At 40.8% G+C, this 17475-nt stretch carries 16 protein-coding genes, 11 tRNA genes and 1 rRNA gene; 3 read left to right on the forward strand and 25 right to left on the reverse strand.

The window, feature by feature from the left end:
• From ACI48O_RS19570 to ACI48O_RS19630, 13 genes are all read right to left on the reverse strand, one after another.
• Positions 1–292 (reverse strand): 16S ribosomal RNA (locus tag ACI48O_RS19570); the annotation flags it as partial.
• 110 nt (positions 293–402) lie between these two features.
• Positions 403–476 (reverse strand) — tRNA-Gly (locus ACI48O_RS19575).
• Positions 477–493: 17 nt separating this feature from the next.
• Positions 494–570 (reverse strand) — tRNA-Pro (locus tag ACI48O_RS19580).
• A 6-nt stretch (positions 571–576) separates the two neighbouring features.
• Positions 577–653: transfer RNA gene (locus tag ACI48O_RS19585), tRNA-Arg, on the reverse strand.
• A gap of 61 nt (positions 654–714) precedes the next feature.
• Positions 715–800 (reverse strand) — tRNA-Leu (locus ACI48O_RS19590).
• Between the two features lie 60 nt (positions 801–860).
• A tRNA-Leu gene (locus ACI48O_RS19595) sits at positions 861–945 on the reverse strand.
• A 17-nt stretch (positions 946–962) separates the two neighbouring features.
• Positions 963–1038: transfer RNA gene (locus tag ACI48O_RS19600), tRNA-Lys, on the reverse strand.
• Between the two features lie 6 nt (positions 1039–1044).
• Positions 1045–1119, reverse strand: a tRNA-Gln gene (locus tag ACI48O_RS19605).
• Between the two features lie 18 nt (positions 1120–1137).
• Positions 1138–1214: transfer RNA gene (locus ACI48O_RS19610), tRNA-Asp, on the reverse strand.
• 13 nt (positions 1215–1227) lie between these two features.
• Positions 1228–1299, reverse strand: a tRNA-Glu gene (locus ACI48O_RS19615).
• Between the two features lie 11 nt (positions 1300–1310).
• Positions 1311–1401, reverse strand: a tRNA-Ser gene (locus tag ACI48O_RS19620).
• A 7-nt stretch (positions 1402–1408) separates the two neighbouring features.
• Positions 1409–1483: transfer RNA gene (locus tag ACI48O_RS19625), tRNA-Asn, on the reverse strand.
• A 157-nt stretch (positions 1484–1640) separates the two neighbouring features.
• Positions 1641–2114, reverse strand: a complete 474-nt coding sequence (locus tag ACI48O_RS19630) for a SprT family protein (protein ID WP_435563535.1) — start codon at positions 2112–2114, stop codon at positions 1641–1643.
• Positions 2115–2198: 84 nt separating this feature from the next.
• Between ACI48O_RS19630 and cmpA the strand changes: the two genes are divergently transcribed.
• On the forward strand, positions 2199–2312 hold the full coding sequence (gene cmpA, locus ACI48O_RS19635; protein WP_435563536.1) for a cortex morphogenetic protein CmpA: 114 nt from the start codon (positions 2199–2201) through the stop codon (positions 2310–2312).
• Between the two features lie 23 nt (positions 2313–2335).
• Here the strand turns inward: cmpA and ACI48O_RS19640 are convergent, their stop codons facing one another.
• The 6 genes from ACI48O_RS19640 to acpS all read right to left on the reverse strand — a co-directional run bounded on the left by ACI48O_RS19640 (position 2336) and on the right by acpS (position 8522).
• Positions 2336–4513, reverse strand: coding sequence for a Tex family protein (locus tag ACI48O_RS19640; protein ID WP_435563537.1), 2178 nt, complete (start codon positions 4511–4513; stop codon positions 2336–2338).
• 307 nt (positions 4514–4820) lie between these two features.
• Positions 4821–5171: a type II toxin-antitoxin system endoribonuclease NdoA gene (ndoA, locus tag ACI48O_RS19645; protein ID WP_147535908.1), complete on the reverse strand. Its 351-nt coding sequence runs from the start codon at positions 5169–5171 to the stop codon at positions 4821–4823.
• Positions 5172–5175: 4 nt separating this feature from the next.
• The gene (locus ACI48O_RS19650) at positions 5176–5457 is read right to left on the reverse strand and encodes a CopG family ribbon-helix-helix protein (RefSeq protein WP_435563538.1); all 282 of its coding nucleotides are present in this window, start codon (positions 5455–5457) and stop codon (positions 5176–5178) included.
• Between the two features lie 163 nt (positions 5458–5620).
• Positions 5621–6781, reverse strand: coding sequence for an alanine racemase (gene alr, locus ACI48O_RS19655; protein ID WP_435563539.1), 1161 nt, complete (start codon positions 6779–6781; stop codon positions 5621–5623).
• 185 nt (positions 6782–6966) lie between these two features.
• Positions 6967–7980, reverse strand: coding sequence for a LolA family protein (locus ACI48O_RS19660; protein ID WP_435563540.1), 1014 nt, complete (start codon positions 7978–7980; stop codon positions 6967–6969).
• A gap of 182 nt (positions 7981–8162) precedes the next feature.
• Positions 8163–8522 (reverse strand): holo-ACP synthase, encoded by a 360-nt coding sequence (gene acpS / locus ACI48O_RS19665; RefSeq protein WP_435563541.1) that lies wholly within the window; start codon positions 8520–8522, stop codon positions 8163–8165.
• 125 nt (positions 8523–8647) lie between these two features.
• Between acpS and ACI48O_RS19670 the strand changes: the two genes are divergently transcribed.
• Positions 8648–9235, forward strand: a complete 588-nt coding sequence (locus tag ACI48O_RS19670; protein ID WP_435563542.1) for a rhomboid family intramembrane serine protease — start codon at positions 8648–8650, stop codon at positions 9233–9235.
• 38 nt (positions 9236–9273) lie between these two features.
• On the opposite strand, the gene ACI48O_RS19675 is transcribed toward ACI48O_RS19670, so the two are convergent.
• The 6 genes from ACI48O_RS19675 to hemY form a co-directional block, all read right to left on the reverse strand.
• A complete protein-coding gene (locus tag ACI48O_RS19675; RefSeq protein ID WP_435563543.1) occupies positions 9274–10701 on the reverse strand; it encodes a PH domain-containing protein in 1428 nt (475 codons plus the stop codon).
• The gene (locus ACI48O_RS19680; protein WP_435563544.1) at positions 10694–11173 is read right to left on the reverse strand and encodes a PH domain-containing protein; all 480 of its coding nucleotides are present in this window, start codon (positions 11171–11173) and stop codon (positions 10694–10696) included. Before ACI48O_RS19680 ends, ACI48O_RS19675 begins: the two co-directional genes overlap by 8 nt.
• A gap of 70 nt (positions 11174–11243) precedes the next feature.
• Positions 11244–12209, reverse strand: coding sequence for a UV DNA damage repair endonuclease UvsE (gene uvsE, locus ACI48O_RS19685; protein ID WP_435563545.1), 966 nt, complete (start codon positions 12207–12209; stop codon positions 11244–11246).
• Positions 12210–12305: 96 nt separating this feature from the next.
• Positions 12306–13760, reverse strand: coding sequence for a degradosome RNA helicase CshA (cshA, locus tag ACI48O_RS19690; RefSeq protein WP_435563592.1), 1455 nt, complete (start codon positions 13758–13760; stop codon positions 12306–12308).
• A gap of 347 nt (positions 13761–14107) precedes the next feature.
• Positions 14108–14794 carry an alpha/beta hydrolase gene (locus ACI48O_RS19695; RefSeq protein WP_435563593.1) on the reverse strand — a complete coding sequence of 229 codons (687 nt, stop codon included), beginning with the start codon at positions 14792–14794 and terminating at the stop codon, positions 14108–14110.
• Between the two features lie 166 nt (positions 14795–14960).
• Positions 14961–16376, reverse strand: a complete 1416-nt coding sequence (gene hemY, locus ACI48O_RS19700; RefSeq protein WP_435563546.1) for a protoporphyrinogen oxidase — start codon at positions 16374–16376, stop codon at positions 14961–14963.
• Between the two features lie 330 nt (positions 16377–16706).
• Between hemY and ACI48O_RS19705 the strand changes: the two genes are divergently transcribed.
• A complete protein-coding gene (locus ACI48O_RS19705) occupies positions 16707–17465 on the forward strand; it encodes a hypothetical protein (RefSeq protein WP_435563547.1) in 759 nt (252 codons plus the stop codon).
• The last annotated feature ends 10 nt before the right edge of the window (positions 17466–17475 follow it).

Genomic DNA, 17475 nt, shown 5'->3' on the forward strand with positions numbered 1-17475 from the left:
CGCATCGTCGCCTTGGTGAGCCGTTACCTCACCAACTAGCTAATGCGCCGCGGGCCCATCTGTAAGTGACAGCCGAAACCGTCTTTCAGCTTTCCCTCATGAGAGGGAAAGGATTATCCGGTATTAGCTCCGGTTTCCCGAAGTTATCCCAGTCTTACAGGCAGGTTGCCCACGTGTTACTCACCCGTCCGCCGCTGATATCAGGGAGCAAGCTCCCATCAACCCGCTCGGCTTGCATGTATTAGGCACGCCGCCAGCGTTCGTCCTGAGCCAGGATCAAACTCTCCAAGAAAGTTGATTTAGCTCATAAAGTTACGTTGGCTAGTGTTTCTCGACCGAAGTCAATCACACTATAAAATATTATTGTTGACGTTTGTTTGTTTAGTTTTCAAAGAGCAATATTGGAGCGGGTGATGGGAATCGAACCCACAACAACAGCTTGGAAGGCTGTGGTTTTACCACTAAACTACACCCGCATATATAATAAATGTAATGGTCGGGAAGACAGGATTCGAACCTGCGACCCCTTGGTCCCAAACCAAGTGCTCTACCAAGCTGAGCTACTTCCCGATATAATGGCGCGCCCGAAAGGAGTCGAACCCATAACCTTCTGATCCGTAGTCAGACGCTCTATCCAATTGAGCTACGGGCGCATTTTTTAATTGACAGCTTAATTATTATATCAAACCTGACTGTCTGTGTCAACAGTTTTTTTGGTGCGGCCGAGAGGACTTGAACCTCCACGGGGTTGCCCCCACTAGGCCCTCAACCTAGCGCGTCTGCCATTCCGCCACGACCGCGTTTAACAGCGACAAAATTTATCTTACCACCATTTCAGTTGTAAAACAACTGGTAATGAATGGTGCGGGTGAAGGGAGTCGAACCCCCACGCCTTGCGGCGCTAGATCCTAAGTCTAGTGCGTCTGCCAATTCCGCCACACCCGCAATATTCTATTAAAAGATGGTGAGCCATGAAGGACTCGAACCTTCGACCCTCTGATTAAAAGTCAGATGCTCTACCGACTGAGCTAATGGCTCAAAAAATGGCTGGGCTAGCAGGGATCGAACCTACGAATGACGGAGTCAAAGTCCGTTGCCTTACCGCTTGGCTATAGCCCAATAATTATTAAAATAAAATGGCGGTCCGGACGGGACTCGAACCCGCGACCTCCTGCGTGACAGGCAGGCATTCTAACCAACTGAACTACCGGACCATTTAATTGAAAGTGACCCCTACGGGATTCGAACCCGTGTTACCGCCGTGAAAGGGCGGTGTCTTAACCGCTTGACCAAGGGGCCTATATATAAACTGGCGGAGAAGGAGGGATTTGAACCCTCGCGCCGGTTACCCGACCTACACCCTTAGCAGGGGCGCCTCTTCAGCCTCTTGAGTACTTCCCCAAACAAATGGCTCCGCAGGTAGGACTCGAACCTACGACCGATCGGTTAACAGCCGATTGCTCTACCACTGAGCTACTGCGGAACAGTAATATTAGGAAACTAATTTTCACTGCCGAAAAGTCATAATATCTTATCGACTTTTCTTATTATAAAAACTCTTCTTTCAATTGTCAACCTTAAATTTTAACGACTTTTCAACTGCAAACTAAGCAGTCACGGTATATAAATTTATCACGTGATTAACCTTCTGTCAACTCTTTAACTTTAATTAATTTTCCTCGGCATTTTCCACAAACGTATTTTGCTGTATTTATAGCTCTTTTCCGTTTATAAACTTGCGAACAATCACCACAAATGTAAACCAAAATTCTTTTAGAAGCTTTACGTTTCTTTGAATCCGGTAATGGTGTACAAAAGCGTGGCGCCCCTACTTCCTTTAACAAATACTTAAAGTCAGCATCTCGATGTTGATATCCTTTTCCCTCTAGGTGCAGATGGTAGTGGCATAATTCGTGTTTTATTATTCCAATCAGTTCTTTTTCTCCGAATAGTTCAAAGTATCTCTTGTTTATTTCAATATTATGATTGGAAAGAAGGTATCGCCCACCAGTGGAGCGGAGTCTAGGGTTAAAGTATGCTTGATGCCTGAATGGCCTTTGAAAGAATGTAATTGATATTTCTTCAACTAATTCTTGAAGTTTCTTATTATCCAAGGAATCCACCCTCCTTCTACTGAACGGGACAAATTATTATAGCATATATTATTTTGAAGAAATACATTTCGGGAGGGTGTGTTTATGCCGACCTGGTTCCAAAAACAAATGCAGAGGGCTTTTTACGAAAAAAATCGTTATCAAATTAAATTATTAAACCAATGCTGGTTTTTATACAGAAAAAAACACTGCCCTTAGAAGCAGTGTCTTTTCATATTGAACTATTGAGTTGGTGGCAGCATGGTTAATGATACTCTGCCTTTTTTTACATCTACTCCATCAACCCAAACGGTGACAACATCACCGACAGAAACGATATCTAACGGATGTTTAACAAAACGGTTACTAAGCTTGGAGATGTGGACCAATCCGTCCTGCTTTACGCCGATATCAACAAATGCTCCAAAATCAACCACATTGCGGACTGTCCCTTGAAGCTCCATTCCACTTTGCAGATCCTCCAACTGGAGAACTTCTTTTTTCAAAAGCGGTTTTGGAAGCTCATCGCGAGGATCTCGCTCCGGTCTCATTAACGCATCGACAATATCTTTAAGCGTTAATTCACCAATTTGAAGCTGTTCAGCGGTAGCTTTAATATCTAGATTCGATAAGGCCGATTTCAATTCATCGCTGCCTAAATCCTTTGAATGAAAGCCCAAATTAGAGAGTAATAATTTAACTTCCTTATAGCTTTCTGGGTGAATCCCTGTGCGGTCAAGTGGTTCCTCTCCATCAACAACTCTCAAAAATCCAATTGCCTGCTCGTATGTTTTAGCCCCAAGCCTTGGAATCTTTTTTAATTGATTTCGATTGGAAAACTTCCCTTCTTCTTCCCGCTTCTTAATGATATTATTAGCCACTGATTTTGAAAGACCCGCGACATATTGGAGCAGGGAAGAAGATGCAGTATTAACATTTACCCCTACTTGGTTAACGGCAGTTTCTACCACAAATGTCAGCGACTCAGACAATCTCTTTTGTGATACGTCGTGTTGATACTGTCCAACCCCAACGGATTTTGGATCTATTTTAACTAATTCAGCTAATGGGTCCTGCAGACGGCGCGCGATTGAAACAGCACTTCTTTCCTCAACCTTAAAATCAGGAAATTCCTCTCTGGCCAAATCGGAAGCTGAATAAACACTTGCCCCTGCTTCATTAACAATTATATAGAAGATTTCATCAGCTAATTCTTTAAGAATGTCCGCGACAAATTGCTCCGTTTCACGAGATGCGGTTCCATTTCCGATTGCCACCATTTCCACCTTATATGTCTTTAGGATGGACTTCATTTTTTCGCGGGCTTCCTTTTGTTTTGAAACCGGCGGATGTGGATAAATGACATCGATGGCTAACACTTTACCCGTTTCATCGACGACAGAGAGCTTACAGCCCGTTCGATATGCCGGATCCACCCCTAGCACTATTTTCCCCTTCAATGGCGGTTGCAATAAGAGATTGCGAAGGTTTTCTGAGAAAATATGAATCGCCTGCTCCTCCGCTTTTTCGGTAAGCTCGTTTCGTATTTCGCGCTCAATCGATGGTTGAATTAGCCGCTTATAGCCGTCCTCGATTGCTTCTCTTACAAGGTGTACAGCAACCGAGCCGGATTCCTTAATCCACTTTTTGATTAAATAGTTCAGTGCTGAATCACTGTTAGGCTTAATTACAACACGGAGAATTTCCTCTTTTTCACCGCGGTTTAAAGCAAGAACGCGATGCGGAACTATTTTACTAACAGGTTCTTCGTATTGATAGTACATTTCATACACATTTTTTTCGTCTTTATCCTTGTCTTTAACTGACGCTTCAACCATTCCATTTTTAAATGTATCATGGCGGATCCATTTTCGACTTTCCGCATCATCGGATACCCACTCTGCAATTATATCTTTTGCACCGGCCAAGGCATCTTCAATCGTTAAAACCTCTTTTTCTTCTGAAAGGAATTCTTTAGCCTTCTCCTCTGGTGAACCCGTTTTCGGAAGAGTCATGAGCCATTCAGCAAGTGGTTCTAATCCTTTTTCTTTGGCAACCGTTGCTTTTGTGCGACGTTTTTGCTTATAAGGCCGGTATAAATCTTCTACCTCTTGGAGTTTTACGGCATGTTCGATCTGGCCTTGCAGTTCTGGAGTGAGTTTTCCTTGCTCATCAATGATGCGGATCACTTCACTTTTTCGTTGTTCTAAGTTTTGTATGTATTGCCAGCGTTCGATAATATCGCGAATTTGTACCTCATCTAATGCACCTGTCATTTCTTTTCGATAACGAGCCATAAACGGGACAGTATTACCTTCATTAAAAAGATTGATGACACTGCGGACTTGGGTCACTTTTAATGACTGCTCGGTGGAGATTTGTTTTAAATATTTTTCTTGTTTATCAATGGTTTGTTCCAATCGTTTGCCCTCCAACTCTCGAATTTCCTATAAATTATTGTAACAAATATACATATGTAATTGCACAGGTTGTCTACCCATCAATTATTTGCATATGGATGAGCAGACAACAGCTTCGCTGACCGCCGCCAAAGGATGTGATCAGTTGATTTATGAAGCATAAAAGGCAAGCCCCTAATAAGGCTTGCCTAAGTAATCTGAAATATGTAAAAGAAACCGACAAACGTCCGTTCGCCGTTTCTTAATGAACCTACTTAAAAATTTTAAAACATGACAGAAAAAATTATTAATGCAGTGAAAAGTTTTCTTAAAATTCGATGAGTCCTAAGCTTACTTGCAAGGCATCATCCACTTTATCCATCATTTCATCATCAAGATGAGTGATTTTGTCGGTCAAGCGTTGTTTATCAATTGTCCGAATTTGTTCTAATAATATGACCGAGTCTCGTTCGAAACCGTAACGCTTCGCATCAATCTCAACATGAGTAGGCAGCTTTGCTTTTTGAATTTGAGCGGTAATTGCTGCAACAATGACTGTGGGACTAAACCGATTCCCGATGTCGTTTTGAATGACAAGCACCGGACGAACGCCGCCTTGTTCTGAACCAACAACTGGGGATAGGTCTGCAAAATAAACGTCACCACGTTTCACAATCAAGAGATTACCCTCCGCTTACTAGGCGTTCTACTGTGTGCTCTGCCTCATATTCTGCTTGAAACGCTTCCGAAGCAATTGTTAGATTAATTTTGGCCATTTCCATATAGCCACGTCTCATCGACTCACGAATCTGCCTTTTTTTCCGTTCGCGAAGATACATTTTCGTTGCTTGATAAATAAATTCACTACGATTAACGTTTTCCTGTTTTACAAAACCATCCAACTCGGTTAAAAGATGTTGCGGTAATTTTACCAAAATCTCAGTTGTTGCGCTGGATTCAGACACAAACATACACCTCCACCATCACTACACACCATTTTATCTCTATCCGTTATCTATATTACCATTATTTATTCAGAATGCAAAGGCAATTCGTATTCTCATGGATATTCATCCAAGGAAACTATTTCTTATGCATGCCTTTAGTTATTACCTAAATGATTTCTTTTTAATCTGCAATCGCATTATAAACATCTACGATTTTTCCATGCTGTTTATAAATACGCGGAACGCGATTGGAGATAATACAGGTTATTTCATAGTTTATCGTATCCGTGCGTTCTGCAATTTCATTAACCGAGATTACTTCTCCGTTTTGTTCTCCAATTAGCGTAACCTTTGTTCCAAGCGGCAATTCGCAAGGTAATTTGATCATGCATTGGTCCATACAGATTCGACCAACAATCGGAACTCTTATCCCATTCACTAACACTTCTTGTCCTTGCAGCTTACGTATCCATCCATCGGCATAACCGATCGGAATGGTTCCAATCCACTCCTCAGCTTGTGCTTCATAAGTGGCGCCGTAGCTAATTTTTTCTCCCTTTTGAAGCTTTTTTACATGAACTAAACGGGAGTGTAAAGAAAAGGATTCTTGTAATGGGAATGGAAGCTCTGGTTCCATTTCGATAGACGGAGTCAATCCATACATAACAATCCCCATTCGCACTGCATTAAAGCCTGCTTCCTTAAATCTTAATGAAGCAGCACTATTGCTTGAATGGATGAGTTTCGGACGATTGTTAAACCAAGATAGCATTTCTTGAAAGCGGGTAAACTGTTGTTGATAATAATCTGTATTCAATTCATCCGCAGTCGCAAAATGAGTAAATACACCTTCTAATTCTACCCTTACATCTTTGTTAATTTGCTGTTCTAAAGTTTGAAGCTCCTGCTTATCACGAATTCCAATCCGGCCCATACCTGTATCAAGTTTCACATGAAGCTTTAACGTTTGTTCTTTTCCCAAATGGGTTAAGGCTTCTGTGAGCCAATCGGTGCGATATACCGTTAAGGTTACTTCGTGATTTGATGCGATACTAACATCTTGAGGTCTGCTTGCTCCTAAAACAAGGATTGGAGCAGTAATTCCCTTTTTCCTTAATGAAAGGGCCTCGTCTAAAAAGGCCACCGCTAAATAGGTTGCTCCAGCCATTAAAGCTGTATTGGAAATTTGAACATCTCCATGACCATAAGCATTCGCTTTAACAACCGCAATAATTTCCACATCATTAGGTAAAAGCTCTTTTAACCCTGTTATATTGGCCGAAACCCGGTCTAAATCAATTTCAGCCCAAGTATCCCGGTAAAAGAATCCTTGCTCTTCCACTACATCCACTTCCTAATCCTTCAATGTACCGCTTTACAGTGACGGGGGACAGTCCCCCAGCGCTTCAGCGCATTAAATTGTTCTATTGTTGATTATCAAACTCCATACTTTTATTGTCAATTGAATTTAATGTTCTCGATGAAAAAAACAGGCCCGGATGTATCGAGCCTGTTCTGTGATTGCCTTTATTTCACTGCGTCCCCTTGAACTGAGCGGGCCACCATCGCCATTTCATCACGAGTAAGATCTTTAGAGGATAGCGAGAAGTCAACACCTTGATAGGTCCAGGTAATTCGATTATCCGATAAAGCACCGATTGTAAATCCTAAATCAACTGGTTCACCTATTACCGCCGCGGACGATGCGGTGGCCGGCATGATTTCGGCTTTTTCCTGAACAAGTGTAAAGGATTTTTCTCCGTCAAAGGTTAACACAACCCGTTTCCCGTTATCAGTTTTCATTTCCTTTTCACTGACCAGGCTCACTCCAGGAAGCTCTTCTTGTGGATATTTCACCGAAAAAGATTTTTCCTTTACATTGCCCATTACCGGAACCTCTAATTGGGCACCAGTCATGTTCTTTTGCATATCAAAATCCTTTTTATCAAAGCTTGCATCGAATTTTACTGAGGTAAATTCAACTGTCACTAAAGCATTTCGGTCTGAATCCATCACTTTCACACTTACTGGCGCTAAATCTTTTTTGCTGATCGTAATTTCTTGAAGCGGAAGCATTTTGTTGTTTTGATAACGTGTTTTCGTTTCAAAAACAAAATGCTCTTTCGTTGCTTTAAATTTGGCTTGCTTATCCTCAATAATATCCTTGATTAACGATTCATATAAATAGGCTTGGCTGCTGTTTTGCGGCCAATTACTTTGGAATCGGAAGCTTTTGTTAAGGGCCGGCGTTAGGACAAAAACCCCTTCATCGTTACGAAGAATCATTTGGCTTTGATCCTTTTTGGCATTTTTTAAGTTGACTCGATAAAAGGAAGGATCCTTATGCCAAATTTGCACATCATAGGTTTGTGGCTCCGTTCCCATTTGCAGCGTCATTTTCGCATCTGCTTTATAGGAGGTTAATTTCCCTAGTTTTCCATCTAATTCTTTCACCACATCTTCCTGTGTTTTCGTACCACAGGCGGCCAATACAAGAACCATCATGAGTCCGGCGAGAAGCAATAACCAGCTTTTCCTCATTTCTTCAACCCCTTTTAGTCTCATTCTCGTAGAAATAGAGAGCAAGCTAAGAATTAGACAATGACGTATCATTGTGACTATTTTTACGTCAATGTTCCCGCCGCCTAGCCTTGTCTCCCCTATCGCACTATGAATATATGAGACAACCTTAAGGAATATACCAATGAGGTGACAAGCATAACTTATTTCCCGGTTTTTTCGATTACAACTTGAGCAACAGCATATTGTTCACTATGGGAAATAGACAAATGAACGCCTTCAGATAAAGGTTTCAAAATAAATGGCTTTCCCTTATCATTTTTATGTATTTCAATATCAAGAAAAGAAAGATCCTTCCCTATCCCTGAACCAAATGCTTTTGAAAATGCTTCTTTTGCAGCAAACCGTCCAGCAAGGAATTCAACCTTTCTCTTTTCTGATAATGTTTCAAAGGCGTCTCTTTCAAAGGGAGTTAACACTCGATCAAGGATTTTTTTCTGCCGCTCCATTAACTCTTTCATCCGCTTTAGTTCTACGATATCAATCCCAATACCTTGAATCATTTTTTCACTTCCTTCTATATAAAATTTATTCATCATACAATATGGTACGAGCGTGTGAAAATCATCAAATATGTAAAAAATGATATATTAAAAGAAACCCAATATATGCTAACAGGGGGCAGCCTATGTTTTCAAGAACGGAAAGCTTTCAACAATTTATCCGGTTTTATCCAATCGTCACGGCTATTATATTTGTGCACCTTTTCCTTTATCTAGTTACACTGTTCCCATTTTTCCCGACACGATCGATTTTTGAATTGTTGGCTGGAGTAAACTTATATATTGCCGAAGGAGAGCTTTGGCGTTTCGTTACTCCGATCTTTTTGCATAGTGGATTTGCCCATATGTTATTTAACAGCTTTTCACTCGTGTTATTTGGACCGCCATTAGAAAAAATGTTAGGAAAAACCAAGTATTTTCTACTTTATTTAACAGGGGGCATCCTAGCCAATGTTGGAACCTATCTCGTTAATCCATTAACCTATACTCATGTAGGCTCGAGTGGTGCTATTTTCGCGTTATTTGGTTTTTATATTGCCATCATTTACTTAAAAAAACACATGATGTCTCGCCAAAATTCACAAATCGTCTTGACGATTACGGCTATTGGATTGATTATGACCTTCCTGCAGCCAAATGTAAATGTTGCCGCCCATATTTTCGGGCTTATTTCCGGGCTTGTAATTGGGGCTATTGCCTATTATCCTAAGTGAACAACCTGTACAAAAAACTATCCATACGGATAGTTTTTTCAGTTTGTTTTATCATAGGAAAACCACTGTAAAATCTGCACTGCATCCTTACGTCCGATATCGACGACTCGGCCACCTGCTCCGCCACCTCCGGATTTAACCGATGCCTGAATAGTTGAAAGCTGTTTTTTTGTTTGAAAAAAGCTTTCATTCGTTCCGACCGCTTGGATCTTCCTTTTTTTCATAAAAACAATATGCTTACTTATATCACGATATTGCAACGTCAGTTGGTCTCCAAAAATGCTCCACCCGGAATCTCTAAAGGACAAATATTGCCAGTATAAAACCGGGCCAATCAACATGAGTGCTAACCATCCCCATGGTCTTAGAAACAGTAAGGAAAGAGCTATCAAAGGAATCAGCACGAGCCAACCTCTAAAGAAATATCTCCTTAAAGCATGGTTAGGAATGGCTTGTAATGTTGGGGCAAGTTGATATTCCGGCACCCACTTACCAAGGATTCCTTCAACATCCTTCTTTTTCACTAAAGGGAGCAGGATAATTTTCCCCGTGTTGCCATCCTCTGCAGCTCCTCCGGCATTTTCTAAAAAAACAGTCGCATAGCCAAGCGGCTGCCTAAGTAGATTTTGTGAAATTCGAATCGCTTGAATTCGGTTTAAAGGAACGGTTATTTGCCGTTTTTCAATCAGTCCTTTTGAAATCACCAAATCATCTTTTGTTTTTGTAACCGTAAATCGTGCATATTTTAACATGATGCTTCCAAGGGCTAACAACCAGACAAAAACAAAAACTGTCAACAAGGCCAAACCAACTAATAAAATGCCACTTGAAATAAAACTCTCAAACTGATCGAAGATTCGTTCAAACGGAAGCAACTCATCGAACTGCGCAAAAAAGGCAAAAATTGCGGATAGAATGACGCCCACCCCACCTGAGGTTAATGCTAATAGAAACAGCTCTTGGGTGGATATTTTGTAAATAACCTGTTTTTCAGGAGTACACGATTCCGGTAATGTCGCCGGATTCCCCTTCCCTTCAGCAACCATTGCCCGGATGAAATCGGCCTCCGCCTTCGTTATTGCCGTTAGATCTGCTTCTGTCTCATCTTTACCACCGGCAGCCGTTTCGATTTTTAACTTAACTAAACCAAAGGGACGCTGAAAAATTCCTTCTGATTGATTAACGCTCTGGATTCTTTCAAACGGAATGTACCGTTTTTTTCGAACAAACACACCAGACTCAATCCGTAATTCATTTTCTTCCAATCGATAGGAAAACCGAAGCCAGGATAAAATTCCGCTAATTAGCGCAAAAATAACCGCCCCAATAGGGAAGAGAAGATTGCCCCAATCAGCTCCCCTCCCACCAAAAACAGTAGCGGCAAGAATAGGGAAAATCATCTCCTTCAATAGTTTTAACGCGTTTGAAATGACCGCAATCGGATGAAGTCGTTTTGGCTCAGACATCCTCATCAGCCACCCTTGTTAGTTTTCCTATATATAAACGGAGGCGCTCTGCTTCCACGAGGTCTAAAGCTGGTATTTCATGAATCGTTGCAGCTGTGGAGATTTCAACCGTTGCTAAGTTGTATTTTTTATAAATAGGACCTTGCTTTGTATCAACATGCTGAACACGAATCATCGGTATGAGCGTTCTTTTTGTAAAAATAACCCCATGCTGGAGCTCAATTTCCGTATCACGCACTTCATAGCGCCACGTTCTCCAGCGTAACTTTGGCATCACCACGATAAAAACATATGTATATCCAATTGCAACAAAGGCGATTAATACCCTAATCCAGTTAGCCCATTCGAAGATAAGCGACATGGTCACTCCTACTCCGCAAACCACAATAAAAAAGAGGCTATTTATAATTGCATGAATCCTCCACGCCTTAAGGGCTTTTGAGGATATTCTTGACTGCGGTTCCATCAACATAAAAAAATTCCTCCTGAATCCTTGTCTTTTCTAAGTATACAGGAGGGAGGGAATATAATACATATATGCATTATTTTATTCGAAAGCTTGATTGATCGATTTGCTCGACAAAATCTAATTCACTTAGCTGATTAGACAAGTGGAACAAGGCTGCATCCTTTTGTTTTGCTTCAATCATACAGTGAAGCTCCGGGGTCGACCCTTTAATGGATTGTAAAAAGGTTACAAACATGTCGAGGTCGACATAATCAGCATGGGCCCTAAAATCCTTCTTCGACCTTGGACTAGAAATATGCATTTTAATTGGCAGCTTCGAATGATGCCATGTCCCCAAAATTCGCTCCCATTCCATTTCCCACTGCGGATTTTCATGATGTGCCAAATGATGGTGGTAATCAAACACTAAGGGAATCCCAAGCTTCTCACAAAGATAGAGAGTGTCTTGTAGCATAAACGATGTATCATCATTTTCCAGCATGATCATTTTTTGCAAACGTTGTGGGATGAACCCCCAATTATGGATGAACTGTTCAAGCGCCGCCTCACGATCATCGTAGACTCCACCAATATGAAGAACGCAGCGATGCTCCCGATCCACCTCCATTCCTTTAAGCAAGGCTTCATGCATCGCCAATGTTTGAATAGAGGTATTTACTATTTCAACTTTTGGAGAGTTCAACACCACAAAGTGGTCGGGGTGAAAATCAACGCGGAGTTGATGAAGCTTTATATAATCAGCTAATTCTTTTAATGGCTCTTTCAACGCTTTCATATAGCTCCAATCCGATAATTCTTCATGATTGGCAAGCGGAATTAATTTGGAGCTGAAGCGAAAGAAATGAATATCATTTCCGACATTATGCTTTAATAGTCGCAAACAATTTTCCAAATTAGAGATGGCGATTCTTTCGAGCTTGCGAATCGCGGCCTCACGATCCTTAATAGCGGAAAACTGCTTAAAGGTCATCGTTTGCGAGGGTGAGCAATTTTGTAATTCTACACTCATGGCAACATACCCAAGGCGGATGATCGTCATCGTCCACTTCCCCCTTTCTACTAGGCTAGTATGCCCTAAGCTAGGAAAATGAAAAAGGCTGTTGAGATTTTTCTCAACAGCTCTGGATTGGTTAGATTAACGATACGTTTTTGATGGCTTTGAATCCCGATTATGAGTCCGCTTTGCACCGGTACGATGATTCGTAGCACCTTTTTTTCTGTTATATTCACCACCGCGGCGATTGTCCCGATCAAACGGTTTTCGATCGCGCTTAACTGGAAGTGGTGATTCCTCAGTCAGTTGAACAGGAGTCGTATCCGGCTCTTTGGTTAACATTTTTAATACGGCAGCTACAACCGTACTTGCGTCCTGCTGATCAAGTAATTCGTCCGCAGCCTGCTTATAATATTGCAAATTATTCGCTTCGATCGTCTGTAGAATCTTCTCAACAACAGCCTTTTGTTGACCTTCAAGCGCTTGGTCTAAAGTTGGCGGAACCATTTTCTCCATGCGGCGCTTTGTTGTTCTTTCAACCACACTTAAATATGATTTTTCGCGGTGTGTAACAAAGGTCATTGCCACGCCAGTCTTTCCGGCACGTCCAGTTCGACCGATCCGGTGTACATAACTTTCAGGATCTTGTGGGATATCAAAATTATAAACATGAGTAACCCCTGAAATATCCAAGCCTCGGGCTGCCACATCTGTAGCAACGAGTACATCAATGTTGCCCTCTTTAAATTTCTTTAAAACAGAAAGACGTTTTGCCTGACTTAAATCACCGTGAATTCCCTCTGCCATATACCCTCTCAAGTTAAGGGCCTCGGACAATTCATCAACCCGGCGCTTTGTTCTACCGAAGACAATAGCCAGTTCAGGCGATTGAATATCCAGAAGTCTCGTAAGTACATCAAACTTGTTTCTCTCTTGAACTTCCACATAGAATTGTTCAACAGATGAAACGGTTACTTCCTTTGCTTTGACCCGAACGACTTGCGGATCTTTCATGAATGTTTCGGCTATCTTTTGAATAGGACCCGGCATGGTTGCCGAGAATAAGAGCGTTTGTCGCTCAGTCGGAATTTGCGCTAAAATCGCTTCAATATCTTCAATAAAGCCCATGTTTAGCATTTCATCGGCTTCATCAAGAATAGCTGTATGAACATGGTCCAAACGAAGAGTTTTTCGATTAATGTGGTCCAAAAGCCGTCCAGGTGTTCCCACAATAATATGCGGGTTTTTCTTTAAAGAACGGATTTGACGGTTAATATCTTGACCACCATAGATAGGAAGGACGCGGATTCTTTTTCCGTAGCCAATCTTATATAATTCTTCCGATACTTGAATCGCAAGCTCACGGGTTGGAGCGACAACGATTCCTTGAATAAAATCAACTTCCTTATCGATTTTTTCAATTAGCGGAATTCCGAAAGCAGCCGTTTTTCCTGTACCAGTTTGGGCTTGACCAATTAAATCCTTGTTTGCCAAACTTAACGGGATGGTTTGTGCTTGAATCGGTGTAGCTTCCTCAAAACCCATTTTCTTTATCGATTTCATCATTGCCGGGCTAAGGCCCAAATCCTGAAACATAGTCAATTTTTTCAATCTCCTTTTATTACATTAACCAAGAATTATTTTTAAGCTATGTATTATTATGTATTGTGATAATTAATGTAGTGAAATGTTGTTCTCAAAAAAAGACATTCTCCGATAGGAGCATGTCTAGTTGTTAGCAATGTTTGCCCTTGTACTTTGATGTTAATCTTACCATTTTAACGCCCTGAATGCAATTAATTGGACTTGCAACCTAACGGTTTTATTAAGGATATTGCAGAAGATTTTTGCCTGAAAATGGATAAATCAAACATAAACTTGCAATTTCTTTTTTCAAATAACTCAAGTAACACACTTATATTGTTAACCCTCAGCAGCTAAAATCATTGCTGTAAAAAATCAAGCACTTCTGCAAAAAGCTGTTCTCGCTCTTCACAGTGGCAAATTAAATGCTTTGAATTTTGGAAATAAATTAGCTTTTTTTGCTCCGCCCCAATTTGATTATATAAAAAACGGGCACTTTTCGGCGGGACAATTCCATCACACTCTCCTTGGGCAATAAAAGTAGGGATAGAGATCTCGCCTAATATCGGTCTCACCTTCGATACTAAGCCCCGGAATTGCAACGTTGCACTAATAGGCGTTTCTTTCATTTTCCTTTTATAACGAATAAAAAGCTCATTATTTCCTATATTCCCCTTAAATGAATCCAACACCATTTCCTTTATATCTACGGCTAACTGCTTCGGATTCACATAATAAGCAGCCGCACTTAATAAAACCAGTTTATGAACCGGATATCGCGTAGCCAAATAACTTGCAATGAGTCCACCCATTGAAAATCCGATTACGTAAATCGTATCACATGTTTTCATTAGACGATTCAATGCGTGTTCAGCATGGTCAATCCAATCCTTATAACGAACACCCTTTAAATCCAAACTTTCACCATGACCTGGCAAAGTCGGCACAGCAAAGCGCCACTCTGTTCGTTCCTCTAAAAATTGAACAAGAGGTGCTAATTCAAACGGAGCACCTGTAAACCCATGAATACACAAGCAGCCAATCATTAGGACCACCGCCAAGTAATTTGAAGTCAACTGTGAAGGCATCGTCAATATTTTTCCCTGCCTACATTTTATCATACTAAAGGCGAATTTGTGTTTTTTATAGAGCCGGTTTTCTTCTCCAATAGAAAAAGCAGCTTCAAAATAGCAAAGCTGCTTCATCTTACTTTTATTTTTCTAAGAAATCTAACACCTTTTTCATAGCGCCTATTCCTTGGCTAATACAATCTGGTATTCCCAAGCCTTCAAATGACCCTCCAGCTAAATAGACACCTGGTAACTCAGAACTAAGTCCCGCTTTTACCTGTGCGATTCTCTCCTTATGCCCTACTGTATATTGTGGCATCGATTTTTTCCATCTGGTTACAACATGGAACAACGGTTTATCGGTAATATTCATTGTTTTGTTTAAATCGTTCAGAACGATTTTAATAATTTCATCATCAGATAAATTGACCGCTTCTTGATCATTCGGTTTTCCAACATAGCAGCGTAACAGCGCCATCCCTTCAGGAGTAGAGCCTGGCCATTTTTTATGTGTCCATGTACAAGCCGTAATTCGGAAATCACTGTTTCGTGATACAACGAACCCAGAACCGTCAATATCCTGCTTAATCGCTGATTTCGGGAAAGCCATAGCCACGTTAGCAACCGAAGTGGATGGCATCTCCTTAAACGAATCCATAAAGGAATAGTCAGAAAGCATTTGCTGGGCATGGAAGTGATCCGTTGTAATGATCACACTATCCGCTTTTTCAACCGTTCCGTTGGACAATGTTACATCATAGCCATTTTCTGTTCGGGTTACTTTGTTAACGGCTGTCCCTTTTAGCACCGAACCGGCTAAACGTTTTTCAAGTTCAACGACAATCTCTTCGAGACCGGTTGAAAGGGAGATAAACATTCCTTTTCGGGCTGGTTGTTTCTTCGCTGCCCCAGATGGCTTCGGTGGTTCAGGCATCGTCTTTTTCAAACCAAAGACAAGACTGCGATGTTCTTGCTCGATTTGATAAAAATTCGGGAATAAAGACATAAGGCTTAACTTATCAATATCCCCAGCATAAATCCCTGCCAATAAAGGCTCAATCAAGTTCTCAACTACTTCATTTCCTAGTCTTCGTCTGAAAAACGCCCCAATGGATTGATCGTCCTGTGGTTTCCCTTTTGGAAGGACGAAATCAGCAGCTGCGCGTAGTTTCCCTAACGGAGAAAATAAACCTGAGAAAGCAAATGGAGTAACCTTAGTCGGAATCCCCATAAACGAGCCCTCTGGCATAGTATGTAATTTACCATTAACGAGAATATATGATTTACCCGCTATATTTGAAATGACTTTATCCTTAAGACCAAGCTCTTCAATTAAATTTATGCCCGCTGTCTTTCGGGCAATGATCGAATCTGGCCCTTTTTCAATGACAAACCCATCCTTCTTAACGGTTTCAATTACGCCGCCAAGACGATTAGCTGCCTCGATTAATTTGATCTCAATCGGTAACGATTTCTGTTGAGCTTCTTTTTGTAAGTAATAAGCGGCAGACAATCCTGTAATCCCGCCACCGACTATGATGACCTTCTTCTTATCCATCGCTCCGTCACCTGCCTTCTTTTTTCTCTTATTTTAACTTATGTAAAAATGAATAAAATCATAAATGCCTAATTGTAGAAAAATGTTTGATTTTGGTGATTTTTGATGAAATATAACTCACAACAAAAATAATGGACCCCCTCCTTCGATCAGAGGTGATCCACAAAACCTTCACCACACTAAAGCAGCGGGGGACTGTCCCACTAGCGTTGCACGACTTACAAAATATGTAAAAGTGACTAAAATTATATCCGAAAAACAAATAAGCTCCTATTGTAGAAGAAATGGACCATACTTGTTCCCTCATCTTCTACAAAAGGAGCTCAACGCATGAGTAAAAGTATAGGTCGTGAAACACTGATTTGTCAATGTTTATCGTTACTACCAATGGATGATTTTAATTGTCTGCTATTGGATTATCAATACGATAAGCTTTCAACTAAAGCTTTACTAAAAACATTTGTAGCTGCACAGTTAGATAAATGGAGTTCATATCCTCAATTTGAAGAAAAATTGAGAGCTTATCCAAAGATGCGAAAAGAACTTGGAATAACTGAAATTAGTGGCTCCCAACTAAGCCGTCGAATCAATGATCTTCCAACAGAGTTGGTTCAAAAACTCTTTGTTCGAGTGATTCAGATAATTCAAGAGCTTACCAAAGGACATACTGGAATTTCAAAAAAGATAGGTCGCTTAAACATCGTTGATTTCACTCAAATCAGATTGCCCAAAAATTTATGCGATTGGGCATACATTTCAAAAGAGTACAATGCAGTTAAAATGCATACTCGATTGGTTGTTGCCTCGAAGGACGCCATTTATCCTGATAAAATTATTCCTTCATCAGGGATAGTTGGTGATCCAGAGACTGCTGGTGCACTTATTGAAGCCAAAGATGCTACATATATAGTCGATCGAGCGTACCCAACAACCAAAAATCTAGAGGACTGGCTTGAAACAAAAATTCTGTTTGTGGCTAGAATCACTAAGAGTCTTCGACTCTATTCATTAGAAGAATATAAGCCAACACATCCATCAGTTCTAAGAGATGAAAAAGTAAATTTCGGTACTTCCCATGAACCAGTATGATATGTTGAAT

This window comes from Neobacillus terrisolis (assembly GCF_051233475.1).
In the GTDB taxonomy this organism is placed as follows: Bacteria; Bacillota; Bacilli; order Bacillales; family Cytobacillaceae; genus Bacillus_BU.